General features: G+C 65.1%; 23 protein-coding genes. 13 read left to right on the top strand and 10 right to left on the bottom strand.

The window, feature by feature from the left end; genetic code table 11:
* Positions 1-55: 55 nt before the first annotated feature.
* The 6 genes from GGI48_RS26780 to GGI48_RS26755 all read right to left on the bottom strand — a co-directional run bounded on the left by GGI48_RS26780 (position 56) and on the right by GGI48_RS26755 (position 6,122).
* Positions 56-223: a hypothetical protein gene (locus tag GGI48_RS26780; RefSeq protein ID WP_177435122.1), complete on the bottom strand. Its 168-nt coding sequence runs from the start codon at positions 221-223 to the stop codon at positions 56-58.
* Positions 224-473: 250 nt separating this feature from the next.
* Positions 474-911, bottom strand: coding sequence for an Lrp/AsnC family transcriptional regulator (locus GGI48_RS26775; protein ID WP_016967788.1), 438 nt, complete (start codon positions 909-911; stop codon positions 474-476).
* A 22-nt stretch (positions 912-933) separates the two neighbouring features.
* Positions 934-2,310, bottom strand: a complete 1,377-nt coding sequence (gene thrC / locus GGI48_RS26770) for a threonine synthase (protein ID WP_179600845.1) — start codon at positions 2,308-2,310, stop codon at positions 934-936.
* A 16-nt stretch (positions 2,311-2,326) separates the two neighbouring features.
* Complete coding sequence (locus GGI48_RS26765) at positions 2,327-3,217, bottom strand: LysR substrate-binding domain-containing protein (protein ID WP_016967790.1); 891 nt, start codon at positions 3,215-3,217, stop codon at positions 2,327-2,329.
* A 41-nt stretch (positions 3,218-3,258) separates the two neighbouring features.
* Complete coding sequence (locus GGI48_RS26760; protein WP_103739712.1) at positions 3,259-4,695, bottom strand: amino acid permease; 1,437 nt, start codon at positions 4,693-4,695, stop codon at positions 3,259-3,261.
* A gap of 152 nt (positions 4,696-4,847) precedes the next feature.
* Complete coding sequence (locus GGI48_RS26755; protein ID WP_179600843.1) at positions 4,848-6,122, bottom strand: cystathionine gamma-synthase family protein; 1,275 nt, start codon at positions 6,120-6,122, stop codon at positions 4,848-4,850.
* 239 nt (positions 6,123-6,361) lie between these two features.
* Here GGI48_RS26755 and GGI48_RS26750 point away from each other — a divergent pair, with 239 nt between their 5' ends.
* From GGI48_RS26750 to GGI48_RS26740, 3 genes are all read left to right on the top strand, one after another.
* Positions 6,362-6,898 carry a DinB family protein gene (locus GGI48_RS26750; RefSeq protein ID WP_179600841.1) on the top strand — a complete coding sequence of 179 codons (537 nt, stop codon included), beginning with the start codon at positions 6,362-6,364 and terminating at the stop codon, positions 6,896-6,898.
* Between the two features lie 130 nt (positions 6,899-7,028).
* Positions 7,029-7,283 (top strand): YceK/YidQ family lipoprotein, encoded by a 255-nt coding sequence (locus GGI48_RS26745; RefSeq protein WP_233172515.1) that lies wholly within the window; start codon positions 7,029-7,031, stop codon positions 7,281-7,283.
* Positions 7,284-7,346: 63 nt separating this feature from the next.
* Positions 7,347-7,736, top strand: a complete 390-nt coding sequence (locus tag GGI48_RS26740) for a YceK/YidQ family lipoprotein (protein WP_233172516.1) — start codon at positions 7,347-7,349, stop codon at positions 7,734-7,736.
* A 36-nt stretch (positions 7,737-7,772) separates the two neighbouring features.
* Here GGI48_RS26740 and GGI48_RS26735 read toward each other — a convergent pair whose 3' ends face one another.
* Positions 7,773-8,549, bottom strand: coding sequence for an EAL domain-containing protein (locus GGI48_RS26735; RefSeq protein WP_179600839.1), 777 nt, complete (start codon positions 8,547-8,549; stop codon positions 7,773-7,775).
* A 244-nt stretch (positions 8,550-8,793) separates the two neighbouring features.
* Between GGI48_RS26735 and GGI48_RS26730 the strand changes: the two genes are divergently transcribed.
* Positions 8,794-9,795: an AraC family transcriptional regulator gene (locus GGI48_RS26730; RefSeq protein WP_016967797.1), complete on the top strand. Its 1,002-nt coding sequence runs from the start codon at positions 8,794-8,796 to the stop codon at positions 9,793-9,795.
* A gap of 56 nt (positions 9,796-9,851) precedes the next feature.
* On the opposite strand, the gene GGI48_RS26725 is transcribed toward GGI48_RS26730, so the two are convergent.
* Positions 9,852-10,370 (bottom strand): SgcJ/EcaC family oxidoreductase, encoded by a 519-nt coding sequence (locus GGI48_RS26725; RefSeq protein WP_016967798.1) that lies wholly within the window; start codon positions 10,368-10,370, stop codon positions 9,852-9,854.
* A gap of 172 nt (positions 10,371-10,542) precedes the next feature.
* Between GGI48_RS26725 and GGI48_RS26720 the strand changes: the two genes are divergently transcribed.
* From GGI48_RS26720 to GGI48_RS26705, 4 genes are read left to right on the top strand one after another with little or no spacing between them, the layout of a single operon-like run.
* Positions 10,543-11,706, top strand: coding sequence for a sensor histidine kinase (locus GGI48_RS26720; protein ID WP_179600837.1), 1,164 nt, complete (start codon positions 10,543-10,545; stop codon positions 11,704-11,706).
* Positions 11,703-12,371 (top strand): response regulator, encoded by a 669-nt coding sequence (locus tag GGI48_RS26715; protein ID WP_016966771.1) that lies wholly within the window; start codon positions 11,703-11,705, stop codon positions 12,369-12,371. The genes GGI48_RS26720 and GGI48_RS26715 overlap by 4 nt, the downstream gene beginning before the upstream one ends.
* Positions 12,368-14,692 (top strand): ATP-binding protein, encoded by a 2,325-nt coding sequence (locus GGI48_RS26710; protein ID WP_179600835.1) that lies wholly within the window; start codon positions 12,368-12,370, stop codon positions 14,690-14,692. The genes GGI48_RS26715 and GGI48_RS26710 overlap by 4 nt, the downstream gene beginning before the upstream one ends.
* Positions 14,689-15,141, top strand: coding sequence for a response regulator (locus GGI48_RS26705; protein ID WP_016966775.1), 453 nt, complete (start codon positions 14,689-14,691; stop codon positions 15,139-15,141). The genes GGI48_RS26710 and GGI48_RS26705 overlap by 4 nt, the downstream gene beginning before the upstream one ends.
* A gap of 200 nt (positions 15,142-15,341) precedes the next feature.
* Here GGI48_RS26705 and GGI48_RS26700 read toward each other — a convergent pair whose 3' ends face one another.
* Positions 15,342-16,139 (bottom strand): AraC family transcriptional regulator, encoded by a 798-nt coding sequence (locus GGI48_RS26700; RefSeq protein ID WP_179600833.1) that lies wholly within the window; start codon positions 16,137-16,139, stop codon positions 15,342-15,344.
* 85 nt (positions 16,140-16,224) lie between these two features.
* On the opposite strand from GGI48_RS26700, the gene GGI48_RS26695 reads away from it, so the two are divergent.
* The 5 genes from GGI48_RS26695 to GGI48_RS26675 all read left to right on the top strand — a co-directional run bounded on the left by GGI48_RS26695 (position 16,225) and on the right by GGI48_RS26675 (position 20,741).
* On the top strand, positions 16,225-17,223 hold the full coding sequence (locus tag GGI48_RS26695; RefSeq protein WP_179600831.1) for a bile acid:sodium symporter family protein: 999 nt from the start codon (positions 16,225-16,227) through the stop codon (positions 17,221-17,223).
* Between the two features lie 104 nt (positions 17,224-17,327).
* Complete coding sequence (locus GGI48_RS26690) at positions 17,328-18,356, top strand: hypothetical protein (RefSeq protein WP_179600829.1); 1,029 nt, start codon at positions 17,328-17,330, stop codon at positions 18,354-18,356.
* 164 nt (positions 18,357-18,520) lie between these two features.
* Positions 18,521-19,204, top strand: a complete 684-nt coding sequence (locus tag GGI48_RS26685) for a hypothetical protein (RefSeq protein WP_179600827.1) — start codon at positions 18,521-18,523, stop codon at positions 19,202-19,204.
* A gap of 93 nt (positions 19,205-19,297) precedes the next feature.
* Positions 19,298-20,020 carry a CPBP family intramembrane glutamic endopeptidase gene (locus GGI48_RS26680; protein ID WP_103739722.1) on the top strand — a complete coding sequence of 241 codons (723 nt, stop codon included), beginning with the start codon at positions 19,298-19,300 and terminating at the stop codon, positions 20,018-20,020.
* A 100-nt stretch (positions 20,021-20,120) separates the two neighbouring features.
* Positions 20,121-20,741 (top strand): LysE family translocator, encoded by a 621-nt coding sequence (locus tag GGI48_RS26675; protein ID WP_179600825.1) that lies wholly within the window; start codon positions 20,121-20,123, stop codon positions 20,739-20,741.
* A 54-nt stretch (positions 20,742-20,795) separates the two neighbouring features.
* On the opposite strand, the gene GGI48_RS26670 is transcribed toward GGI48_RS26675, so the two are convergent.
* Positions 20,796-21,038, bottom strand: a complete 243-nt coding sequence (locus GGI48_RS26670) for a hypothetical protein (RefSeq protein ID WP_103739724.1) — start codon at positions 21,036-21,038, stop codon at positions 20,796-20,798.
* Positions 21,039-21,120 lie beyond the last annotated feature (82 nt).

Genomic DNA, 21,120 nt, shown 5'->3' with positions numbered 1-21,120 from the left:
TAGGCGAAGGTCACGCTGGCGGCGAGGTGCTGGCCGCGGACAGGTCCTAGAGTTCTTAGAGACGCCGCTGCTGCTCTTTCAGCAAGCGATTCCGCCGGTCGCGGATCAGATCCTGGTCACCTGGGTTGGAGGTCGGTGCGGTCAAGGAGGCGGCAATTGCCATGTGCAAAGAGCCGGGCAGCTGCAGGCAGCACAACCTCATCCCGAGGATGGAGATGGACATATTCGATCCTTCGAAAGGGCAGCAAGGGTCACGACAAGGCAGGCGATATTAATGTGCCACTATCTTGACGTCAAATAAGCACTCAGCACCCCGACAAACTGCACACCACCCTGAATCCGGTCCCTGTAGCGGGTGTGGATACTAGGTTTCCCCCGGTAACCGACACATCAGGCGCTTCTGAATTTTCAGGAAGGGTTTCAAGGCAAAAAAAGCCAACACTGGGTGGCTTTTTCAAGCAGCCGGACGCCCCCTAGCTCACCGACGACAAAACAAAGGAAGTCACGGTGTTTTCAACCCCGGGCAAGGCGGCGATGTCATTCCACACCCGGTGCACCCGTTCCGCGCTGGCGGCGCTGACTCGCACCAGCACGTCGAACTCGCCGCTGAGCACTTCGCACTGGACGATCTCCGGCATGGCCCGCAAGGCCTGCAGCACTTCGGCGCCGCGCATGCGGTCGTAGCGGTAGACGAAGATCAGCGCATTGATCCGGGTATCCGCCCCGCGCCCTTCGCCCAGGCGAATGGTGTAGCCCTGGATCGCGCCGTCGCGTTCCAGGCGTTCGATGCGTTGGCGCACGGCGTTGCGCGACAGGTTGACCTTGGCCGCCAGCTCGGCGTGGGCCGCCCGGGCATTGACGCTCAGCTCGGCCAGGATGCGCTCGTCCAGAGGATCGAGAATCCGCTTCATACCGCCCCCTTGAACCGGTCCATCACAGTGCCTTGAGGTGATGCAGCAGCGCGGCAAAATCATCCGCCGCCAGGGTCTGCCACTGCTGCGTCGAGGGCGCGGCCACCGGTGGCGGGACCACCCCGGGAATGCCCAGCGAACCCAGGAGCCGCGCCGACTTGGCCGGGGCGATTTCTCCCAGGGTGACCATCGGCGCCACCAGACTGCGGCGGTACAGGCGCGCCGCCAGGACCCCGGTGGCGGCATGGGGATCGATGACGTAGCCGGTGTCCCGATACAGGCTGACGATCTCCTTGCCGGTCTCTTCGTCGCTGACCGAATAGGAGTCGATGATCATCCGCGCCTGCAGCCAGGCCTCGTTATTCAGGCTCATCTCGCCGCTGTCCTCGAACCCGCGCATCAGCGCCGCCACCGCCTGCGGGTCCTGGCCATACAGCTCCCAGACCAGGCGTTCGAGATTGGCGAACAGCGACAGGTCCATGGCCGGCGACAGGCTCTGGCGGGCCTGCCCGCGGGAGTAGCGGTTCTTCAGGAACAGCTGATGCAGCGCGTCGTTGCTATTGGTGGCGACAATCATCTGGGTGATCGGCAAGCCCATCTTCTGCACGATGTAGCCGGCATAGACTTCGGCGAAACTCGCCGCCGGCACGCTGAAGCCGATGGGCCGCTGGCCGCCGCCCAGTTGCAGCACGGCGTGGAAATACAGCACCAGCTGGGCCATGACCCCGACCCAGTTGCTGGAGTTGAAACCGATGGCCTCGTGCTCGGGCAAAGGCCACTGGCGCAACAGGCGGCTGACCAGGGTCTGGCAGTCGTCGAAACTGCCCTGCACCGCAAAGCGCCACAGCCCCGGGTGATGGGCCGCCTGCAACTGCCGCCCCTGCTGCTCGGGCACGGCGTTTTGCGGATAGAACACCAGCACCTGGGTCTGCGGACAGTCCTTGAAGGCGTCGATCGCCGCCAGGGCGGTGTCGCCGTTGCTGGCGCCCACCAGGACCCCACGCCGCTGCCGGCGCTGGAGAAAGTAGCTCACCAGTTGGGCCTGCAGGCGCGCGGCAAAATCCTTGGCCGAACCACTGGGGCCGTGAAACAGCTCCAGCAGCCATTCGTTGCGATCGATCTGCCGCAGCGGCGCCACCGCGCGATGGCCAAAACCGCTGTAGGCCCTGTGCAGCAGCGCCTTGAAGTCGGCCTCGGGCAGGCTGTCGCCAACAAAGGGGCTGAGCACGCGAAAGGCCAGTTCGGGGTAATCCAGGGTCGACCAGTTGGCGATTTCCTGGGGGCTGAAACACGGCAGCCGCTGCGGCACATAAAGCCCGCCGTCGGCGGCCACGCCGGACAGGACCACGGTTACAAAATCCACCTGTTCGGCGGCACTGCGGGTACTCACATAGCGCATGCTTGGCTCCGGCCAGTCATTTGTAGCGATGGGCCTGCTCCACCAGCCAGGTGGAAAACTTCAGCGCATCGGGGTGTTGCTCGGCATCGGCGCCGCGCACCAGGTAAAAGGATTCGCTGGCCTCGATACGCTGCTCGAAGGGCTCCACCAGACGCCCGTCGGCAAGCATGTCGGCAACCATCGAGGAGCGGGCCAGGGCCACGCCCTGACCCAGCTCGGCCATGCGCAGGGTCGAGATCAGGGTGTCGAACTGCATGCCCCGGGACGAGTCCACCCGGCTGGCACCGGCCCGTTCAAGCCAGTAGCCCCAGCCCTCTTCGTAGCCCAGCACGTGCAGCAGTTGATGGCGGGCCAGATCGTCCGGCACCTGCAGCGGCAGGCGCGCCAGCAAGGCCGGGGCGCAGACCGGGAACAGGCTGTCCCAGGTCAGGCGCTGGGCCACCAGCCCCGGCCAGTGACCGCGGCCCCAGCGGATTTCCAGGTCGTCTTCGCCATCCAGCTCCTTGACCCAGATATTGCTGATGTAACGAATGTCCACCTGCGGCTGGGCCTGCTGGAAGGTCGGCAGCTTGGGCGCCAGCCAGTGGACGAAGAACGCCAGGCTGCCGCGCACCTTGATCGGCCGGTGCTGGTGCTGGCCGAAGATCTCGTTGGTGCCCACCGCCAGCCGGGTGATGGCGTCCTGCACCACCGGCAGGTAGGAGCGCCCCTCCTCGGTCAGGTCCAGGCCCCGGGGCAGGCGCTTGAACAGCGCCACCCCGAGGTGGCTTTCCAGCTGGCGGATCTGCTGGCTCACCGCGCCCTGGGTGAGGAACAGCTCCTCGGCGGCGTGGGTGAAGTTCAGGCAGCGGGCGGACACTTCGAAGGCGCGCAGCCAGTTCAGCGGGGGCAAGCTTTTCTGCTTCATGGCCTGGCTCTCATCAACGCCCTGGATGCCGTTGCCATCCGTCAGCCCGGCAGGGCATCGGACGAGCGTGCCAGAGGTGCCAGGGCCAGGCGCCGCTGGCGGCTGCTGCGGGTAATGTAATACACCAAGTAGCACCAGGCGATGAACGGCACACCGAAGTACAGGGCCACCCGCTGCTCAGGGTCGAAGCCGATGCCGACACAGGCCAGGGCGCAGCACAACAGCGCCCCCAGCGGCACCCAGGGGTAGCCACGGACTCGGAACTTCAAGTCGCGCACATCGCCGCCGTTGGCCACGAAGTGCCGGCGGAAGGCGATCTGGCTAGCGGCGATGCTCATCCACACCACCACCACCGCCAGCCCGGAAATCGACACCAAGGCCAGGTAGATGGTGTCCGGGGCGAACACGCTGCTGAGCAGCGAGGCGGCGCCCCCGGCCATGCTCACGATGATCGCGTTGAGCGGCGTGCCCATGCGGGTCAGGGCCGAGAACTGCTTGGGCAGGTGGCCCTGGTCGCTCAGGGTCCAGAGCATCCGCGAGGCGGCGTACAGCCCGGAGTTGGCGGCCGACAGCAGCGCACTGATGATCACGAAGTTCATGATGTCGGCCGAGTACGGAATGCCGATGTAGGTGAACACCGTGACGAACGGGCTTTCCACCAAACCGGCCTGCTCCCGCGGCAATAGGGTGGCGAGGACGAAGATGGTGCCGACGAAGAAGATCGCCAGGCGCAGCACCGTGGTGCGGATCGCCCGCGGCACGTTGCGTTGCGGGTCACGGGTTTCGCCGGCGGCGATGCCGATCAGCTCGGTGCCGGAGAAGGCGAAGGCCACCGCCAGCAGGGTCATGGCGATCGGCATGAAGCCGGTGGGGAACAGCCCCTCGCGGGTGAAGTTGCTCAGGCCGATGCTGTGGGCCTGGTCGATGTGCAAGAGGCCGAGGATCGCCCCGCCACCCACTGCCAGGAAGGCCAGCACGGTGATTACCTTGACCAGCGACAGCCAGAACTCGGTCTCGGCGAATAGCCGCACCGAGACCACGTTGGACAGGAACACCACCATGGCGAACAGCGCGCTCCAGATCCACACCGGGGTCTCGGGGAACCAGCGGGCCATGAGGATCCCGGCAGCGGTGAATTCCGAGCCGATGGCCACGGTCCAGGTCAGCCAGTACAGCCAGGCCACGGTATAGCCGGTGCCGGGGCCGAGAAAGCGCGTGGCGTAGGTGCTGAAGGAGCCGGTCTCGGGCATCTGCACCGCCAGCTCGCCGAGGCACATCATCACCAGGTACACCATCAGCGCGCCGATGATGTAGGCGATCACCGCCCCCAGCGGGCCGGCCTGGTTCACCGTGTAGCCGGAGGTCAGGAACAACCCGGTGCCGATCACCCCGCCGAGGGCGAGCATGACGATGTGCCGGGTCTGCATTTCTTGCTTGAAGCCGCCGCGCAAGTCGGTCTGTTGTTCTTGTAGGGACATGATGGTTCTCATGAAAGTTGTCAGGGCAAGTCTCAATTTCTGCGACTGTGGAAATGGGCAGAAAACAAATCGGATGCCACCAGGTTTTTATTGTTATTCCTCTTCATGAAGCCCCCACGGGCTGCCTTGCTGTGGGGGTGTTGCGCGCTCTGTCAGTGGGCGACCTCGGCCCGGGCATTCAGGGAAGGGACGGCGCCAGGCGCCGGGTTGTGCTTGAGGGATTGGCGCAGCCAGGCAAAGGCCTGTTGCAGGTCGGCCAGCAGGTCATCGGTGTCTTCGATGCCCACCGAAATCCGCACCAGCCCTTCGGAAATGCCCAGGGCCTGACGCTCTTCCAGGGTGTTTTCCACATGGCTGGTGGTGCGCGCCGGGCCGTAGATGGTTTCCACCGCACCCAGGTTGCCGGCGCAGTGGGCATAGCGCAGGCGCGGCAACAGCTGCTTGACGCTGTCCATGCCGCCCGCCAGGACAAAGCTGACGATGGCGCCGAAACCGCGCATCTGCGCACAGGCCACGGCGTGGTTCGGGTGGCTGGGCAGGCCCGGGTAGTTCACCGCCTCCACCAGCGGCTCGTTGAGCAGGAACTGCGCCAGCTGCGCGGCGCTGTGCTGTTGCTGACGCATGCGCAGGGCCAGGGTCTTGATCCCGCGGATGATCAGGTAGGCCGAAAACGGATCGAGGCTGGCGCCGTTGATTTCCCGGTAGTGACGCACCTGGCTCATCAGCGCCTCGCTGCCACAGGCCACTCCACCCAGCACGTCGCCGTGGCCACTGAGGAACTTGGTGGCGCTGTGGATCACCACGTCCACGCCCAGGGCCAGGGGGTTCTGGTTCAGCGGCGTGGCGAAGGTGTTGTCCGCCACCACCAGCGCGCCGACCTGTTTTGCCGCGGCGACCAGACGCTGGATATCGACGATCTTCAGGGTCGGGTTGGTCGGGGTCTCCAGGTAAAGCAGGTCGCAACCCTTGGCGATCTCGGCTTCGATCTGCTGCTGGTCGAAGGTTTCGCAGAGGGTCACGGCCACGCCCATGCGCGGTAGGAATTCTTCGAAAATCTTGTTGGTGCCGCCGTAGCTGTCCTTGGTCGACACCACCCGCTGGCCGTGGCGCAGGAAGCTGTAGAGCACGCCGCTGATGGCCGCCATGCCGCTGCTGAAAGCCACCGCCGACTCGGCGTTTTCCAGGTCGCACAATTTGGCTTCCAGGGTTTCCACCGTGGGGTTGCTCATGCGGCTGTAGATAAAGCCAGGGGCCTTGCCCAGGGCCACGTCGTACCACTGGTCAATGTCGTCGTAGCCATAGGCGGCGCTGGCGACAATCGGGGTTTGCGTGGCGTTGTAGGGATGACGGATCTGCTCTCCGCCCCAGACCACCCGAGTGGCGGTTCCAGGATTTTCCAGCCCTGTGCGTTCAGGTTTTTTATTCATTGCAACGGCTCACCATAGAGGGCGCGCGGCCTGTTGCCGCGCTGGATCTGGTGGCCAATATAGAGAAAAGCCCAAGCCCCGAGAAACGATGTTATCGGGGCCAAAGGGGCGGTTTTTTTAATGGCTGCAAGGCCCCGCAAACAGCCGGCACGCAAGGCTTTCGTCGCGCCCCTTGCAAGTGTGCCGCGAGGCTTGCAAAGCTGCTGCGCACCCGCCCGCACAACCCCAGAGGAACAACCATGAAGCGCACCGAGCACCTGTGCCTGATGGCCCGCTACAACCAGTGGATGAACGCCAAGTTGTACCAGGCCGCCATGAGCCTGCCCGAGGCGCAGATCGTCCTCGACCGCCAGGCGTTTTTCGGCTCGATCCTCGGCACCCTCAACCACCTGCTGGCCGGTGACACGATCTGGCTCAAGCGTTTTGCCCGACACCCGGCGCAGCCTCCGGCGCTGGCCCCGCTGCAGCAAGTGGCCCAGCCCCAGGACCTCAAGACCCTGCTGTTCCCCGACCTGCGCGGGCTCTGGCAGCAACGCCAATGGCTGGACCAGTTGATCCTGGATTTCAGCCAGTCCCTGAGCGACGCCGACCTGGACAGCAGCCTGCATTACACCAACACCAAAGGCGTGGTCGCCGAGCGTGACTTCCACGCCCTGCTGGTGCATTTCTTCAATCACCAGACCCATCACCGGGGCCAGGCCAGCACCCTGCTGAGCCAGGCCGGGGTGGATATCGGCGATACCGATCTGCTGCTGTTGATCCCGTCAGAGATCTGATCGGGCCGCGCCTGGCGATTATTTATCCGGGCCTGATCTAGCTTGCGCGCCCGGCTTCTGCGACGATGCGCGCGCAAAAAACCGCTCGCTAAGGAATGGCATCATCAAAGCCCTCAACGCTGCACTTCTGTTGACCCTGCTGTCCCTGACGGGCTGCGGCACCCTGATCGCCCGCACCCCCAATGCCCACAGCGGCTACGACTACTACAAAGGCACCCAGGCCAATATCGAACTGCTGACCATGCGCGGCGCCAGCGGCTACGACGGCTATGCCACGGTCTTCTGCTGGATGAGCATCGTCTGCCCGGTGGTCGCCATCGTCAGCCTGCCGGTGGATGCCGTGGCCGACACCGCGCTGCTGCCCTACGACGCGATGAATCACTGATTCGCGCCCGCCCCTGTCTCGACCCTGCGTGGAAGCCCGATCATCCGAATCCTCCATTACCTGTTGCTGCTCAACACCCTGCTGCTGTCCGGCTGCGGCACCTATATGACTCGCGGCAATGCCCTGGACTTTCGCGACGACCGCTACTACCGCAGCGTCAAGACCAACGCCCAAGTGCTCACCGGCTATGACATGGGCTACGCACGCATGATCACCGGCGGCTGCTGGGTGACGGTGGTGTGCCCGATCCTGATGATCGCCAGCCTGCCCCTGGATGCGGCGCTCGACACCGTGCTGCTGCCCTACGACGCGTTCCAGCCGGAACGGCCCAAGCGCAACATGCACGTGGACATGACCCGTTCGCCCCTGGAAGACCTGCCGGCATTGCCCGTCGCTGCCGAGGTGCAAGACCCGACCGCCAACACCCCGCCCATCACTGCGCAGCCCGACTGAACTGCGCGCCATCCCAGCCCCGCTGCCGCAGCGTGGCTACGCCTGATCCGGTGCGCACAGCGCGGCCATCCGCTGCTGTTCCAGGCAGCAACGCCGGCCGAGGCGATCCACCTGCGGACGCCCGAACAGATAGCCCTGCCCCCACTCGCCACCACAGGCGGTAGCCAGGTTCTGGTCGGTGCCCGTCTCTACGCCTTCGATAATCACGCAGGGCGCCAGGGTCTTGCACAGCTGCACCAGGTGGCTGAGGGTCTGGGCGCTGTTGAGTTCGCCACGGGCACGCTGGATGTAGCCCTTGTCGATCTTGACGATGTCCGGTCGGGTCTGGCGGATGAACTCCAGGGTGCCCAGGCCCGCGCCGAAATCGTCGATGGCCACCCGACAGCCCAGTTCCCGCAGGCACAGGACGAATTCGCTGGCCGCCTCGATGCTCGGCGGCGTGGCGCTTTCGGTGATCTCGATCACCAGTCGCGCGGCGACTGAGGGGAAGTCTCGCAGTTGCTGGACAATGGCGTGCCAGAAGGGGTCGATGATCGCGCTCTGGGCGGAAATATTGCACCCCAGGCGCAAGCGTTCATCCCGTTGCAGGGCATCGATCACGCAGAGCACCACGCTGCGGTCCAGCTCGCGCATCACCTGGTGCTTTTCCAGCAGCGCCAGGGGGTAGACATCGCCCCCCTGGGCATCGACATGCCGCAGCAAGCCTTCGTGGTAGAGCACCCGGCTGCTATCCGGCAGCCACACCACCGGCTGGAATGCCAGCATCAAACGGCCCTCGGCCAGTTCGCGATAAAAGTCTTTGATGCTCTGCATGACGAATCCATAGGCCAGCCAACGATGCACCCTCAGACATGGTGTGACGCCGTGGCCAGCGCGCGCCCAAGGGTCCCTGCCCAACCATGATCGACCCTGCCCAGGCCACCCGGAAGTGTTCCCGGATACCTTTCGCTTGTCCTTGGAAACCTGGCTCAGTGCTTATTCGTCTGCGGCCTTTTGTTTATTGCAATCATGCAAAAGGCCTCATCGATATCATTTAGCCACTAGTTCAGGAAGACCTATGCACAGAATGACCAGCGCCAGCTTTCGGGTGCTTGCCGATGTCATCAGAGAAGGCGGCGCCAACGTCGACGCCCTGCTCAGAACCTTCGGCAGCAGCATCCAGGACGTTGAGGACAATCCCAAGGGCGTGAGGCTGGAACTGGTTTATCAAGTGATGCGCGAAGCCGCCCGGCGCACCGGCAACCCGGACCTCGGCCTGCTGGCCTACAGCAAGGCCCATCCAGCCAACCTGGAAGCCCTGGGCTATGCGGTGATGTCCTGCGCGACCCTGGGGGCGGCGCTACAACGCCTGGTGGATTACCAGGCACTGACCCGCAACAGCTTCTGCATGTGCCTGGAACGCAAGCCCGATGCCTTGCAACTGATCGGCTTCGATATCACCGCCGAGCCCTCGCTGATTCCCCGGGCACTGATCGACGCCGGCGCCGCCCAGACCCTGGGCCTGCTGCACTGGCTGCTGCCGCAGCACAAACCGCGGCCGCAGATGGCCGCCTTCACCTACCCCGAGCCGGCGGACACCCGCATGCTGCGCCGGTTGATGGGCGACAACCTGCAGTTCGATGCTCCGCACAACAGCCTGACGTTCAGCCGTCAGGACTGCGCCATTGCCCTGCCCACCGCCGACCCGGCCCTGGACGTGTTGCACATGGAATATGCGCGCAACCGGCTCAACGTGTTGCTCAGCGGCTCGATGACGGCGCGGGTGCGTCGGGCCCTGTCCGAATCCCTGGCCCAGGGCGCGCCCAGCGACCTGCCGCATATCGCCCAGGCGGTGGGGGTCAGCACCCGCAGCCTACAACGCCGCCTGGGCCATGAAGACGTGCACTTCTCGGCGTTGCAGGACGAAGCCCGCTTGATGCTGGCCCACAGCTTTCTGCGCAACTCCATGCGCAGCGTCAAGTACATCGGCGCGCTATTGGGCTTTCGCGACCAGAGCAGCTTTCACAAGGCCTGCCTGCGCTGGTTCGGCATGACCCCGGGGCGCTACCGCGAGCAGTGAGCCGCGAAAACGACAACGCCGAGCGAAAGCTCGGCGTGAAGGCAACGCAAGGTGGATCAGTGAGCGGCCAGCTGCGGCTGGACTTCCGGCATGGCCGAGGAGTGATGGTTGAGGATCTTCCACTGACCATCGATGCGCTCGTACAGGAAGGTGTAGCGCGCCTGGACCTTCTCGCTCTTGCCCGACGCATCGGTCAGGGTGAAGGTGTAGACGCCGCTGTCCAGGGCGGCATCCGGGCCCAGGTGACGGATTTCACGGTAGTTGATCTGACCTACCGGCTTGGACGCCAGGAAGTGCTCGAAGTAGTCCTGGATCTGTGCGTGAGTGCTGCGCACCTGGTTCGACACGGTCGGCTGCAACACCGCGTTCGGCGCATACAGGCTCACCACCGACTGCGGGTTGCCGGTCTGCAAGGCGCTGTTCCAGCGATCGAACAGGCCGGCGATCTCGCGGTCCTGGGCCGCTTGCGGCTGCTCGGCAACGGCGCTGTAGACATAGGGCTTGACCTCGGCGGCCACCGCCAGTGGAGCGGTGAAGGCAAAAAACAGGGCCAGGGCAGTGGTTTTCAGTTTCATACGATTTCTCCAGTGGGTTTCAATGAGCCACACTTTGCCTATCGCCATCGCCCGCGCCATCGGCCAACTGGAGCTTTTGGCCTATGCCATTCGGCAGATAGGCGTGACGTGCAGCAGCGGGTCTAATGCCCGCTTTTGTTCAACAGCAGCGCCGCCGCACTGGAGCCCCGCCATGTCCACCCCATCCTTCGACCCCGCCAGCGCCCTGGCCCTGCGCAGCCAGTATCGACAGTCGCAGAGCCGCGCCGCGCGCCTGCGACTGCTGGTGGACACCGGCCAGGAACTGCTGCAACTGCCCCCCGAGCAGATGCGCCAGCGGGTGGTGCAACGGGCCTGCGCCTTTGCCGCCATGGACCACGGGCTGCTGCTGGAATGGGCCGAAGATGGCGTGGTCCACACCCGCGCCGCCCTGGGTCATGAAGAACGCCTGCAAGGCCTGCGCGCCCTGGCCGATCACCCGCAGTGGCCGGAGCCGCCGCCGACCCCGGACAGCGCAGTGCTGCGCGTGCTCTTGCACCGCGCCGACGGCCGGGCCTTCGGCGCCCTGCTGCTGGCCAACAGCGTGCCCATCAGCCCGCCGGACAGCGAAGACCTGGAATCCCTGCAACTGCTGGCCACCCTGCTGGCCGCGCACCTGGAAAACCAGCGCCTGCTGCGCGACCTGCAAGCCCGGGAACGCAGCATGTCGGAACTGGTGCAGCGCCTGTTCAGCGCCCAGGAAGACGAACGCAAGCGGGTCGCCTATGACCTGCACGACGGCCTGGCGCAAACCCTGGCCGGACTCCATCAGCGCCTGCAGGGCTTCGCCGGGCGCTGTCCGCCGTTGTCCGCCGAGCTGCAGCAGGACCTGCAGACCATCCTGCAACTGGCCCAGGGTTGCGTCGGCGAAGGCCGGCAGCTGATCGGCGGCTTGCGCCCTCACGTGCTCGACGACTTCGGCCTGCTGCGGGCCATCGACCGCGAAGCCGACCGCCTGCGCGACGCCGGCCTGCTGGTGTACTGGGGCCAGCGCGCGCCGCAGCGCCTGCCCGACGCAGTGGAAATCGCCCTGTTCCGCATCGCCCAGGAAGCCATCAACAACATCCTCAAGCACGCCCGGGCCTCGCAGGTGCACCTGAGCCTGGCCCTGGAGGACGGCCAGGCGCTGCTCGGGGTCAGCGACGACGGTTGCGGCTTCATCAGCTCGCCGGCCCCGGTGGCCGAACAGTTGGGTCAGGTCGCCATGCACGAACGCGCCCATCTGCTGGGCGGCTACTTCAGCTGCGACAGCCGGCCCGGCAATGGCACCCGGCTGCTGGCCAGGGTTCCCGTCCAGCCCTTGGAGCCAGTGCTATGAGTACGCTGATACGCCTGGTCCTGGCGGACGATCATGAAGTGACCCGCACCGGTTTCGTCGCCCTGCTGGCGGGCAATCCGGAATTCGAGGTGGTGGGCCAGGCCAGGGACGGTGAAGAAGCCCTGGCCCTGTGCGAGCAACTGCGCCCGGACATCGCCATCCTCGACATCCGCATGCCGCGGCTCAATGGCCTGGGGGCCGCGCGCCTTCTGCAGCAGCGCCAGCCCGAGGTCAAGGTGGTGATCTTCACCATGGACGACAGCCCCGATCACCTGGAAGCGGCCATGACCGCCGGCGCCGTGGGCTACCTGCTCAAGGACGCCAGCCGCGACGAAGTGATCGGCGCCCTGCAACGGGTGGCCCAGGGCGAGGAGGCCCTCAACAGCGCGGTCAGCGCGCGCCTGCTGCGACGCATGACCGAGCGCGGCAGCGGCCAGATCCCCCAGGCCCAGGCCCTGACCGCCCGCGAGCGCCAGGTCCTGGGGCTGGTGGCCGGTGGCTTCAGCAACCGCGAGATCGGCGAAAAGCTCGGCATCACCACCGGCACCGCCAAGGCCCACGTCGAGCGGGTGATCGGCAAGCTCGGCGCCTCCGACCGTACCCAGGCGGCGGTGCGCGGCATCGCCCTGGGGCTGGTGGCCCAGCCCAGCGGGCAGTGGCCATGAACCTGCGCAGCGCCCGGCGCTGGGCCGACCTGCCGCTGCGGGGCAAGGCGCTGGTGGTGATATCCCTGCCGCTGGTGATCCTGCTGCTGTCGCTGGTGCTGATCTACAGCGCAGAACGCCAGACCGCTCGCGCCGAAGAGGACGTGCGCCGGGTGCTGCTGGTGCAGGGCGACATTCAGACCGTGCACACCCTGCTGGCCGAGGCCGCGGCCAGTGTGCGCGGTTACTTGCTGACCCGCAGCGAGGACTTCCTGCCCGCCTACCTCCAGGCCCGCCCGCAGATCGAAGCCGCCTTGCAGCGCCTGGATCGCAACGTGCGCGACACGCGCATGCGCGAGTACCTGCACAGCATCACCCCGCTGATCCAGACCAAGCTCGAAGGCCTGGTGGCCCTGCGCAACGGCAGCCGCGACGACAGCGCCACGGTGACCGCGATCCTCATCGACAACAAGCAGGTGCTGGATGTGCTGCGCGAGCAGATCAGCGCCATGCGCATCCACGAGGACGCGCTGCTGGCCGAACGCACCGCGGCCGCGGCGGCGACCCGCATGCGCCTGCTGTTCGCCACCCTGCTGGCCGCCGGTTGCGGGCTGTTCGGCGCCATTGTCGCGGTGCTGCTGCTGTCCCGGGGCATCGTCACCCGGGTGCAGCAGGTCCAGGGCAACGCCCAGCGCCTGGCCCTGGGCCAGCCCCTGCTGCCGCAAGCCCCGGAGCTGGATGAAATCGGCCAGCTGGGCACGCGCCTGGTGGAGGCCGGGCAACTGCTGGCCGAGCGCGAGCGCGCCCTGCGCGACAACGAGGAACGCCTGCGCCTGATCATCGACGGGGTCAAGGACTACGGGATCTTCGCCCTGGATACCGCCGGCATGGTCACCACCTGGAACTTCGGCGCCGAACGGATCAAGGGCTACCGCGATCAGGAAATCATCGGCCGCCATTTCTCCCTGTTCTACCTGCCGGAGGAATGCCCGCAGCACCCGGAGATGGCCCTGCGCGAAGCCACCGCCCACGGCCACTACATGGAAGAAGGCTGGCGCTGCCGCAAGGACGGCAGCCGCTTCTGGGCCAGCGTGGTGATCACCGCGCAATACGACGCCAGCGGCGCCCTGCGGGGGTTTTCCAAGATCACCCGGGACATCACCGACCGCCGCGCCGCGGAAATCGCCCTGGGCACCGCCCGCGAAGAAGCCGAAAGCGCCAGCCGCGCCAAGAGCGAATTCCTCTCGCGCATGAGCCACGAACTGCGCACCCCGCTCAATGCCATCCTCGGTTTCGCGCAACTGCTGGACATGGACTCCAGCGCCGGCCAGCGGCCCCAGGTCGGGCATATCCTGCGGGCCGGCCAGCACCTGCTGGGGCTGATCAACGAGGTGCTGGACATCGCCCGCATCGAAGCCGGGCGCCTGCCGCTGAACGTCGAGCCCATGCCCCTGGCGGCGGTGCTGCATGAAGCCCTGACCCTGGTGTCGCCGATGGCCACCGACGCCGGCATCCAGCTCAGTGCCTTGCCGGAACTGCCCGCCGACAGCGGGGTGATTGCCGACCGCCAGCGGCTGATCCAGGTGCTGCTCAACCTGCTGTCCAACGCCATCAAGTACAACCGCGCCCAGGGCCGGGTCAGCATCGAGGTGACCCTGGAGGAGCCGCGCCTGCGCATTGCCGTGATCGACACCGGGGCCGGGATTGCCGCCGATCACCTGCAACGCCTGTTCAAGCCTTTCGAACGCCTGGACGCCGACCCCAAGGTCGAAGGCACCGGCCTGGGCCTGGCCCTGAGCAAGAGCCTGCTGGAGATGATGGACGGCAGCCTGGAGGTGCACAGCACACCGGGCAGCGGCAGCCGCTTCATCCTCGAACTGCCCTGCGTGCGCCTGCCCGATGCCCCGGCCGCGACGCCGGCCACTGTACTGCTGCAACCGCCGGCGCTGCCCACGCCCAGCCCCTATCAGGGCAAGATCCTCTGCATCGAAGACAACCTGCAAAGCCTGGCGCTGATCGAAACCCTGCTGCAGCGCCGCCCGGGGATTCAGTTGCTGTCGAGCATGCAGGGCCAACTGGGCCTGGACCTGGCCCGCCAGCACACACCGCAGATGATCCTGCTGGACGTCAACCTGCCGGACCTGCAAGGCCTGCAAGTGCTGCAGCGGCTGCGGGCCTCCAGCAACACCGCCACCACGCCGATCCTGATGATCACCGCCGACGCCAGCGAACTGACCCAGCGCCGCCTGCTGGAAGCCGGCGCCACGGCGATCCTCACCAAGCCCATTCAAATCCCGGCGTTCTTCGCCCACCTGGACGCCTGTTTAGCGGAGCCCCTATGACTGCCGATATGCGCATCCTCATCGTCGATGATCAGCGCCCCAACCTGGACCTGATGGAACAGCTGCTGGCCCGCGAAGGCCTGCACAACGTCCTGAGCAGCACCCAGCCGCTGCGCACCCTGGAGCTGTTCAACAGCTTCGAGCCGGACCTGGTGATCCTCGATCTGCACATGCCCGAGTTCGACGGCTTTGCCGTGCTCGAACAGCTCAACCGGCGGATCCCGGCCCACGACTACCTGCCGATCCTGGTGCTCACCGCCGACGCCACCCGCGACACCCGCCTGCGGGCCCTGGCCCTGGGCGCCCGGGACTTCATCAGCAAACCGCTGGACGCCCTGGAAACCCTGCTGCGGATCTGGAACCTGCTGGAAACCCGGGCCCTGTACAAGACCCTGCGCACCCTGGTGCCGCCGGAGCAGATCGCACTGCTGCGCCCGTCAAGGGCCTGACCTGCCGCGCCTTGTCGCACCATGCGGTAGTTTTCGCACTGCCGCACATCCCATACCGCTGCACCGTCGCACCCTGTAGCCGCTGCCGCAGGCTGCGATGGGCTGCGCAGCAGACCCACACCGGCTTCCTGATATAACGCTGCGGCCGCTTCGCGACCGTTCGCAGCCTGCGGCAGCGGCTACAAGGAGCGGCCAAGCCTTCATAGATCGCGGAAAAACTCCCCCGGGGTGGCGTCGAACTGCTGGCGAAACGCAGCGATAAACGCCGAGGTCGAGTCATAGCCACAAGCCAGGGCCACATCGGTGACCCGCTCGCCCTGCTCCAGCGGGGTCAACGCGCCAAGCAGGCGCAAGCGCTGGCGCCAGGCGCGGAAGGTCAGCCCGGTATCCTTGAGAAACAGGCGGCTGAGGGTCTTCTCGGTCACACCCAGCTTGTAGCTCCATTGCCTCAGGGTGGTCGGCTGTTCCGGGTGCGCCTGCAAGCTGCGGTAGATCGCCCGCAAGCGCGGATCCAGGGGCAGCGGCAGCATCAGGTCCAGTTGCGGCGCGGCGGCCAGCTGGTCCAGCAGCACCTGGGCCAGGCGCCCGTCGGCGCTGTCCTCGACATACTCCACCGGCAATTCGCTGAAGGCGCGGATCAGCTCGCGCAGCAGGCTGCTGACCGCCAGCACCTGGCAGCTGTCTGTCGCCGCCCAGGTGGTAACGCTGCAATCGAGGTACAGGCTGCGCATCTCGGTGCGCGGCGAGCTGAATACCCGGTGCGGCACCCCGGCGGGAATCCACACCGCGCGCTGCGGCGGAGCGATAAAACGCCCGGCGCTGGTCTGGATCTCCAGCACCCCGGCAATCGCGTAGGACAACTGTACCCAGGGGTGGCTGTGGCGCCGGGTCAAGGCGCGATTGGGCAAGGATTCGGTGCGCCCGTACACCGGTCGCGGCAGACTGGGCAGCCCGGGAATACTGCGGCGGACGATTTTCTCATGTCCTTTAGGCGGCATTAATGGGCTCCTTGGCGTTAGTCGGTAAATTCCAGCCACGTTAGAGTCGCCCCACCGCACTTGGCAACCCCCGGATGATCCCGCTATGACACGCTCGCGTCTTTTGCCCGACAACTTCACCCTGACCCTGATCGGCGTGGTGCTGCTGGCCAGCTTCCTGCCCGCCAGCGGCCAGGTGGCGGTCGGCTTCGGCTGGCTGACCAACCTCGCCATCGGCCTGCTGTTCTTCCTCCACGGCGCCAAGCTGTCGCGCGAGGCGATCATCGCCGGGGCCGGCCACTGGCGCCTGCACCTGCTGGTGTTCAGCCTGACCTTTGTGCTCTTCCCACTGCTGGGGCTGGCGCTCAAGCCGCTGCTGTCGCCGCTGGTGGGCAACGACCTGTACCTGGGCATGCTCTACCTGTGCGCCCTGCCGGCCACGGTGCAATCGGCCATCGCCTTCACCTCCCTGGCCCGGGGCAATATCCCGGCGGCCATCTGCAGCGCCGCGGCATCGAGCCTGTTCGGCATCTTCCTCACCCCGCTTTTGGTGACCCTGCTGCTGAACGTGCACGGCGACAGCGGATCGACCCTGGATGCCATCGTCAAGATCAGCGTGCAGCTGCTGCTGCCGTTCATCGCCGGGCAGATCGCCCGGCGCTGGATCGGCGCCTGGGTCGGGCGCAACAAGAACTGGCTGCGCTTCGTCGACCAGGGCTCGATCCTGCTGGTGGTCTACGGCGCCTTCAGCGAAGCGGTGAACGAAGGCATCTGGCACCAGATCCCGCTGTGGGAACTGGCTGGCCTGGTGGTGGCCTGCTGCATCCTCCTGGCCCTGGTGCTGCTGGCGTCGAGCTTTCTCGGCAAGCTGTTCGGCTTCGACCAGGAAGACCGCATCACCATCCTCTTCTGCGGCTCGAAAAAGAGCCTGGCCACCGGCGTGCCCATGGCCCAGGTGCTGTTCGCCGGCAGCACCCTGGGCGTGCTGATTCTGCCGCTGATGCTGTTCCACCAGATCCAGCTGATGGTCTGCGCGGTGCTGGCCCAGCGCTACGCCAAGCGCCCGGAATCGGTGGCCGAGCTGATGGGTCAGGTCGACCCGTGACCTTTCCTGCAAGGCGGCCCGGCAGTTGGCCGGGCCTGCGCGCAAATGGCGATGAAGCGTGCGCAATGGCATGATGCCGCGGCGAAAATCATCAAGGACCGCTGATGTTTCCCCATCGAATTCAAGCCCCCAGCCAGGCCGACCTGGAACTGCAGGTTAGCGCCCGCCTGGAGGCCGATGACCAGGCCCAGGTCATCGTCCAGTTCGCCAAGGCCGAACAGTACGACGGCGAACTGCTGAGTCAGCTCGACACGCTCTGCGCCCGTTTCGGTGAACGCCTCAAGGTGCGTTTCTATAGCCACTATCCGGGCAGCGCATTCGATGCCCGGGTGTTGCTGGCCCTACCCCATGTGCAGTCCCTGAGCCTGGACTGCCTCGATGCCCTGGAGCATTACGAGGCTATCGGCCGCCTGCCCCTGCTTCGGGAGTTTGCCCTGCAGGTGATCAGCGCCGACCTGCCTGAACTGCTCAGCCTGCCCAACCTCAAGCACCTGCAACAACTGCGGCTCTCCCTGGACAAGGGCCCCGCCATCGACCTCGCGCCGATCGACCAGATGCCCGACCTGCACCAGCTATCCATCAGTGTGCAAAGCCACAACCTGGACGTCCTGAGCCAGTGCCCGAACATCGCCACCCTGAACTTGCACCGCATGCCGGCCAAGACGCCCCTGGGCATGGTGGCCCGTATGTCCGGCCTGCACAGCCTGTCGGTGAGCTTCGGCAGCCGCGAGGGCATGCCGGAACTGCGCAATCCGTACGTTAAGGAACTGGATATCCTGCGGGTCCGTGGCCTCAACCGCCTGGACCTGGACGGGTTTCCACAGCTGCAAGTGCTGCAGATCGAGGATCAGGCGCAATTGAGCCGGCTGGCGCTGGGCGACACTCCCCATCTGCGCAGGCTGCGCTTGGCCAATCTCAAGGCCTTGACGGAACTCAGCGGCCTGAAAACCTCGAACATTGCTGACCTGCGCATCATCAAGGCCCCACAGATGGATCTGCTGACACTGATCGACAGCCAGCTACCGCCCAGCGTGCAGCACCTCAAGCTACTCAGTGGCAAACGCGCCGTGGACAAACAGCTCGAAGCCCGGCAACAGCAACGGGGCATCCCTGAACCCCGCGGCCCATATTGACCGTCGCCCTCTCGTAGGAGCGAGCTTGCTCGCGAAGAACCTCAACGATAACGCGCACTGGCAGGGGATAGGCGGCGCTTTGGAAAGCATCGCGAGCAAGCTCGCTCCTACAGATGGGCATTGATCTGACCGTTCCACCTATTCGGACCTGATAAGGAGATCCCATGTCCTTTGTTCCCGGCTTTACCGAGCTGCTGCTCAATCACCTGAAAAAAGACGAACGCCAGCGCATCCTCAAATCCATCATGGTCACCACTGCTCCCGAGCTGTGGCTGAGCCTGGAATCGGCGGCATTGCTGGACATCAATCGCGATCACCTCGGCCTCGGCGGCCAGCTGGATAAACGCGACGACTTTCGTCCCAGCAACATCAGCGTTGCGCGCAGCAACGTGCCGCGCTGGCTGATCGCCGCAGAACGACGCAAGGTGGATATCTGGGTCGAGGACAGCTACGGCGAACAGCCCTCGACCGCCATCGAATTCAAGGTGGTGCACAACAACAAGAATGCCTATTACAAGACCTGGGAAATCCGCAAGGACCTGGTCAAGCAGATCCCCCGCACCAGTCCCGGTGAGCGCATCGAGCGCTGGGGCATCGTGCTGCTGAGCTACTCACGCTTTTACAGCGACCAGCAAGGCAACTACAGCTATGGCCAGTTCGACAGTTGCCAGGCATTTCTCGATGCCTTCGAAAGAGGACTGAACGACAACAACGAATGGTACGAAGGCGCGCCGGAGCTGGAACTGGAGATAAGACCAACCCGGATAGCCGACCTGGACGGTGCGAACTACATCGAACCCGGGAAAGGCTCGGGGGTGTACCTGGCGCTGGTCAAGCGCAAAGGCTGAATATCCTTTGCAAATGCCATCTGAAAGCGGTTCCCGGCGGTAGCCAAGAGTGGCACTATGCCACCCCGCTTATCCCACATTCATGGAGTGACTGTGACTCATCTGTTTTCCCCGCCTGGGGTCTGCGCCCCTGAGCGTTCTACCTACCGGTTCTTTCCCAGGCTTGGCCTGTTCATTCTGGCGACCCTGTTGTACATCCTGTCGGGAGTACCCGGCATCCTGCTGATGCCGACCGTGATGCAGAGTTATCTGGTGTTCGTCATCATCAGTGGTGCTGCCGCCCTCTCCCTGTCCATCCTGTTCGCCATCCAGTACCGTTCCGGCCTGGCCGCGCAGTTGCGCGGGCGAACATTCATCCAGCCATTAAAAATGGGCGCGCTATGCCTCATCGCGCTCTATGCCCTGTGTGGCGTCATCATCATGTTTCTTTCGCTGCCTCAAGAAGCATTCATGAACGAATTGCTGACGGGGCTCGACACTCGGCAAACCCTGATCAAAGTCGCCTCACTGATTGTGCTGCCACCGATTCTCGAAGAACTGTATTTCCGCCATTACCTGCTGCGGCTGTTTCCGTATGAGAACAGCCAGCTCTGGAAATGGATTGCCGTGATCGCGACGTCGGCCATTTTTGCCGGGTTCCACACCCAGTACGACAACTGGACGTCCATCGCACTGCTCTTTGCCTGTGGCTGTGTGCTTGCTATCGCGCGCATAGCCAGTGGCGCAGTGTTGGTCCCGATACTGCTGCACATGCTGTTGGAGGTCATCGCGCTGAGCGCTGATTGGGCCTTCAAACTGGCCGACCTCTATGGCTGATCGGCGTTTCAGTCAGGACTCGCCCGGTGCTTGAAACAGCACAAGCGGCGGTGCTCGTGGCCTGTTAACCTGCCCGCAACCTCACGTCGAAACCTGCCCCATGTCGATCACCGAGAATCTCCTAGCCTTCACCCTGGCCGCCACCCTGCTGACCCTGACCCCGGGCCTGGACACCGCCCTGGTGCTGCGCACCGCCACTGTGGAAGGCAAACGCCAGGCCCTACGCGCGGCGCTGGGGATCAACGCAGGTTGCCTGCTCTGGGGAGCGGCCGTGGCCTTCGGCCTGGGGGCCTTGATTGCGGTGTCGGAACTGGCCTTCAACCTGTTGAAGTACTGCGGCGCCGCCTACCTGGCCTGGCTGGGGCTGAACATGCTGCTGCGCCCGCGCCGCACCTTTTCCCCCGCTGGCACCGCTGAAAAAACCGGGGCCAACTGGTTTCTCAAGGGCCTACTGGGCAACGTGCTCAACCCCAAGGTGGGGATTTTCTATGTGTCCTTTTTGCCGCAGTTCATTCCCCAGGGGCAGCCACTGGTGCTGTGGACCTTTGGCCTGGTGAGCATTCACGTGGTGCTGGGGCTGATCTGGTCGCTGCTGCTGATTGCCGCCACCCGGCCCCTGGCGGGTGTGCTGCAGCGGGAAAAGGTGATCCAGTGGATGGACCGCACCACAGGGATGATCTTCGTACTGTTTGCGGCTCGCTTGGCCCTGAGCAGGCGCTGAGAAGCCGTTCCCAGCCACCCCAACAAACTTACGAGATCACGCCAAGGCCGCCTCTCAGGCTTGCGCCTCGCGCCGATACTGCTGCCACTCTTCCCAGCAATCCTCGGCCACCAGATCGCGATAGCCGCGCTCGTTTTCCATGCTCAGCGCAACCGCCGCGGGTAACGCGATACAGGCGGCGCTATCACGAATTTCCAGCACTTCCGCCTCGGTCAGGGGCGTGCCCTTGGTGTTCTCGGCATTCAGCAGCAACGCCACCAACGCGGGGACGAATACAAGGCAAAGCTGATCGGTCATGGCTCACTTCCAAGTGTGGGGCAAAGGCCGGAAAGCCTACACACATCGCCCCCATACAGCCATCGAGCGCGGCCGGACATGG

It is taken from the genome of Pseudomonas protegens (genome assembly GCF_013407925.2).
Classification (GTDB): Bacteria; Pseudomonadota; Gammaproteobacteria; order Pseudomonadales; family Pseudomonadaceae; genus Aquipseudomonas; species Aquipseudomonas fluorescens_AP.
This window is presented reverse-complemented; position numbering and strand designations above follow the sequence as displayed.

Excerpts from the sequence above, each read along its gene's own strand:
- GGI48_RS26675 (WP_179600825.1), top strand. The coding sequence starts at position 20,121 with ATGTCGATCACCGAGAATCTCCTAGCCTTCACCCTGGCCGCCACCCTG.
- GGI48_RS26705 (WP_016966775.1), top strand. The coding sequence starts at position 14,689 with ATGACTGCCGATATGCGCATCCTCATCGTCGATGATCAGCGCCCCAAC.
- GGI48_RS26715 (WP_016966771.1), top strand. The coding sequence starts at position 11,703 with ATGAGTACGCTGATACGCCTGGTCCTGGCGGACGATCATGAAGTGACC.
- GGI48_RS26730 (WP_016967797.1), top strand. The coding sequence starts at position 8,794 with ATGCACAGAATGACCAGCGCCAGCTTTCGGGTGCTTGCCGATGTCATC.
- GGI48_RS26710 (WP_179600835.1), top strand. The coding sequence starts at position 12,368 with ATGAACCTGCGCAGCGCCCGGCGCTGGGCCGACCTGCCGCTGCGGGGC.
- GGI48_RS26725 (WP_016967798.1), bottom strand. The coding sequence starts at position 10,370 with ATGAAACTGAAAACCACTGCCCTGGCCCTGTTTTTTGCCTTCACCGCT.
- GGI48_RS26780 (WP_177435122.1), bottom strand. The coding sequence starts at position 223 with ATGTCCATCTCCATCCTCGGGATGAGGTTGTGCTGCCTGCAGCTGCCC.
- GGI48_RS26750 (WP_179600841.1), top strand. The coding sequence starts at position 6,362 with ATGAAGCGCACCGAGCACCTGTGCCTGATGGCCCGCTACAACCAGTGG.
- GGI48_RS26695 (WP_179600831.1), top strand. The coding sequence starts at position 16,225 with ATGACACGCTCGCGTCTTTTGCCCGACAACTTCACCCTGACCCTGATC.
- GGI48_RS26760 (WP_103739712.1), bottom strand. The coding sequence starts at position 4,695 with ATGTCCCTACAAGAACAACAGACCGACTTGCGCGGCGGCTTCAAGCAA.
- GGI48_RS26755 (WP_179600843.1), bottom strand. The coding sequence starts at position 6,122 with ATGAATAAAAAACCTGAACGCACAGGGCTGGAAAATCCTGGAACCGCC.
- GGI48_RS26700 (WP_179600833.1), bottom strand. The coding sequence starts at position 16,139 with ATGCCGCCTAAAGGACATGAGAAAATCGTCCGCCGCAGTATTCCCGGG.
- GGI48_RS26685 (WP_179600827.1), top strand. The coding sequence starts at position 18,521 with ATGTCCTTTGTTCCCGGCTTTACCGAGCTGCTGCTCAATCACCTGAAA.
- GGI48_RS26720 (WP_179600837.1), top strand. The coding sequence starts at position 10,543 with ATGTCCACCCCATCCTTCGACCCCGCCAGCGCCCTGGCCCTGCGCAGC.
- GGI48_RS26765 (WP_016967790.1), bottom strand. The coding sequence starts at position 3,217 with ATGAAGCAGAAAAGCTTGCCCCCGCTGAACTGGCTGCGCGCCTTCGAA.
- thrC (WP_179600845.1), bottom strand. The coding sequence starts at position 2,310 with ATGCGCTATGTGAGTACCCGCAGTGCCGCCGAACAGGTGGATTTTGTA.
- GGI48_RS26735 (WP_179600839.1), bottom strand. The coding sequence starts at position 8,549 with ATGCAGAGCATCAAAGACTTTTATCGCGAACTGGCCGAGGGCCGTTTG.
- GGI48_RS26670 (WP_103739724.1), bottom strand. The coding sequence starts at position 21,038 with ATGACCGATCAGCTTTGCCTTGTATTCGTCCCCGCGTTGGTGGCGTTG.
- GGI48_RS26775 (WP_016967788.1), bottom strand. The coding sequence starts at position 911 with ATGAAGCGGATTCTCGATCCTCTGGACGAGCGCATCCTGGCCGAGCTG.
- GGI48_RS26690 (WP_179600829.1), top strand. The coding sequence starts at position 17,328 with ATGTTTCCCCATCGAATTCAAGCCCCCAGCCAGGCCGACCTGGAACTG.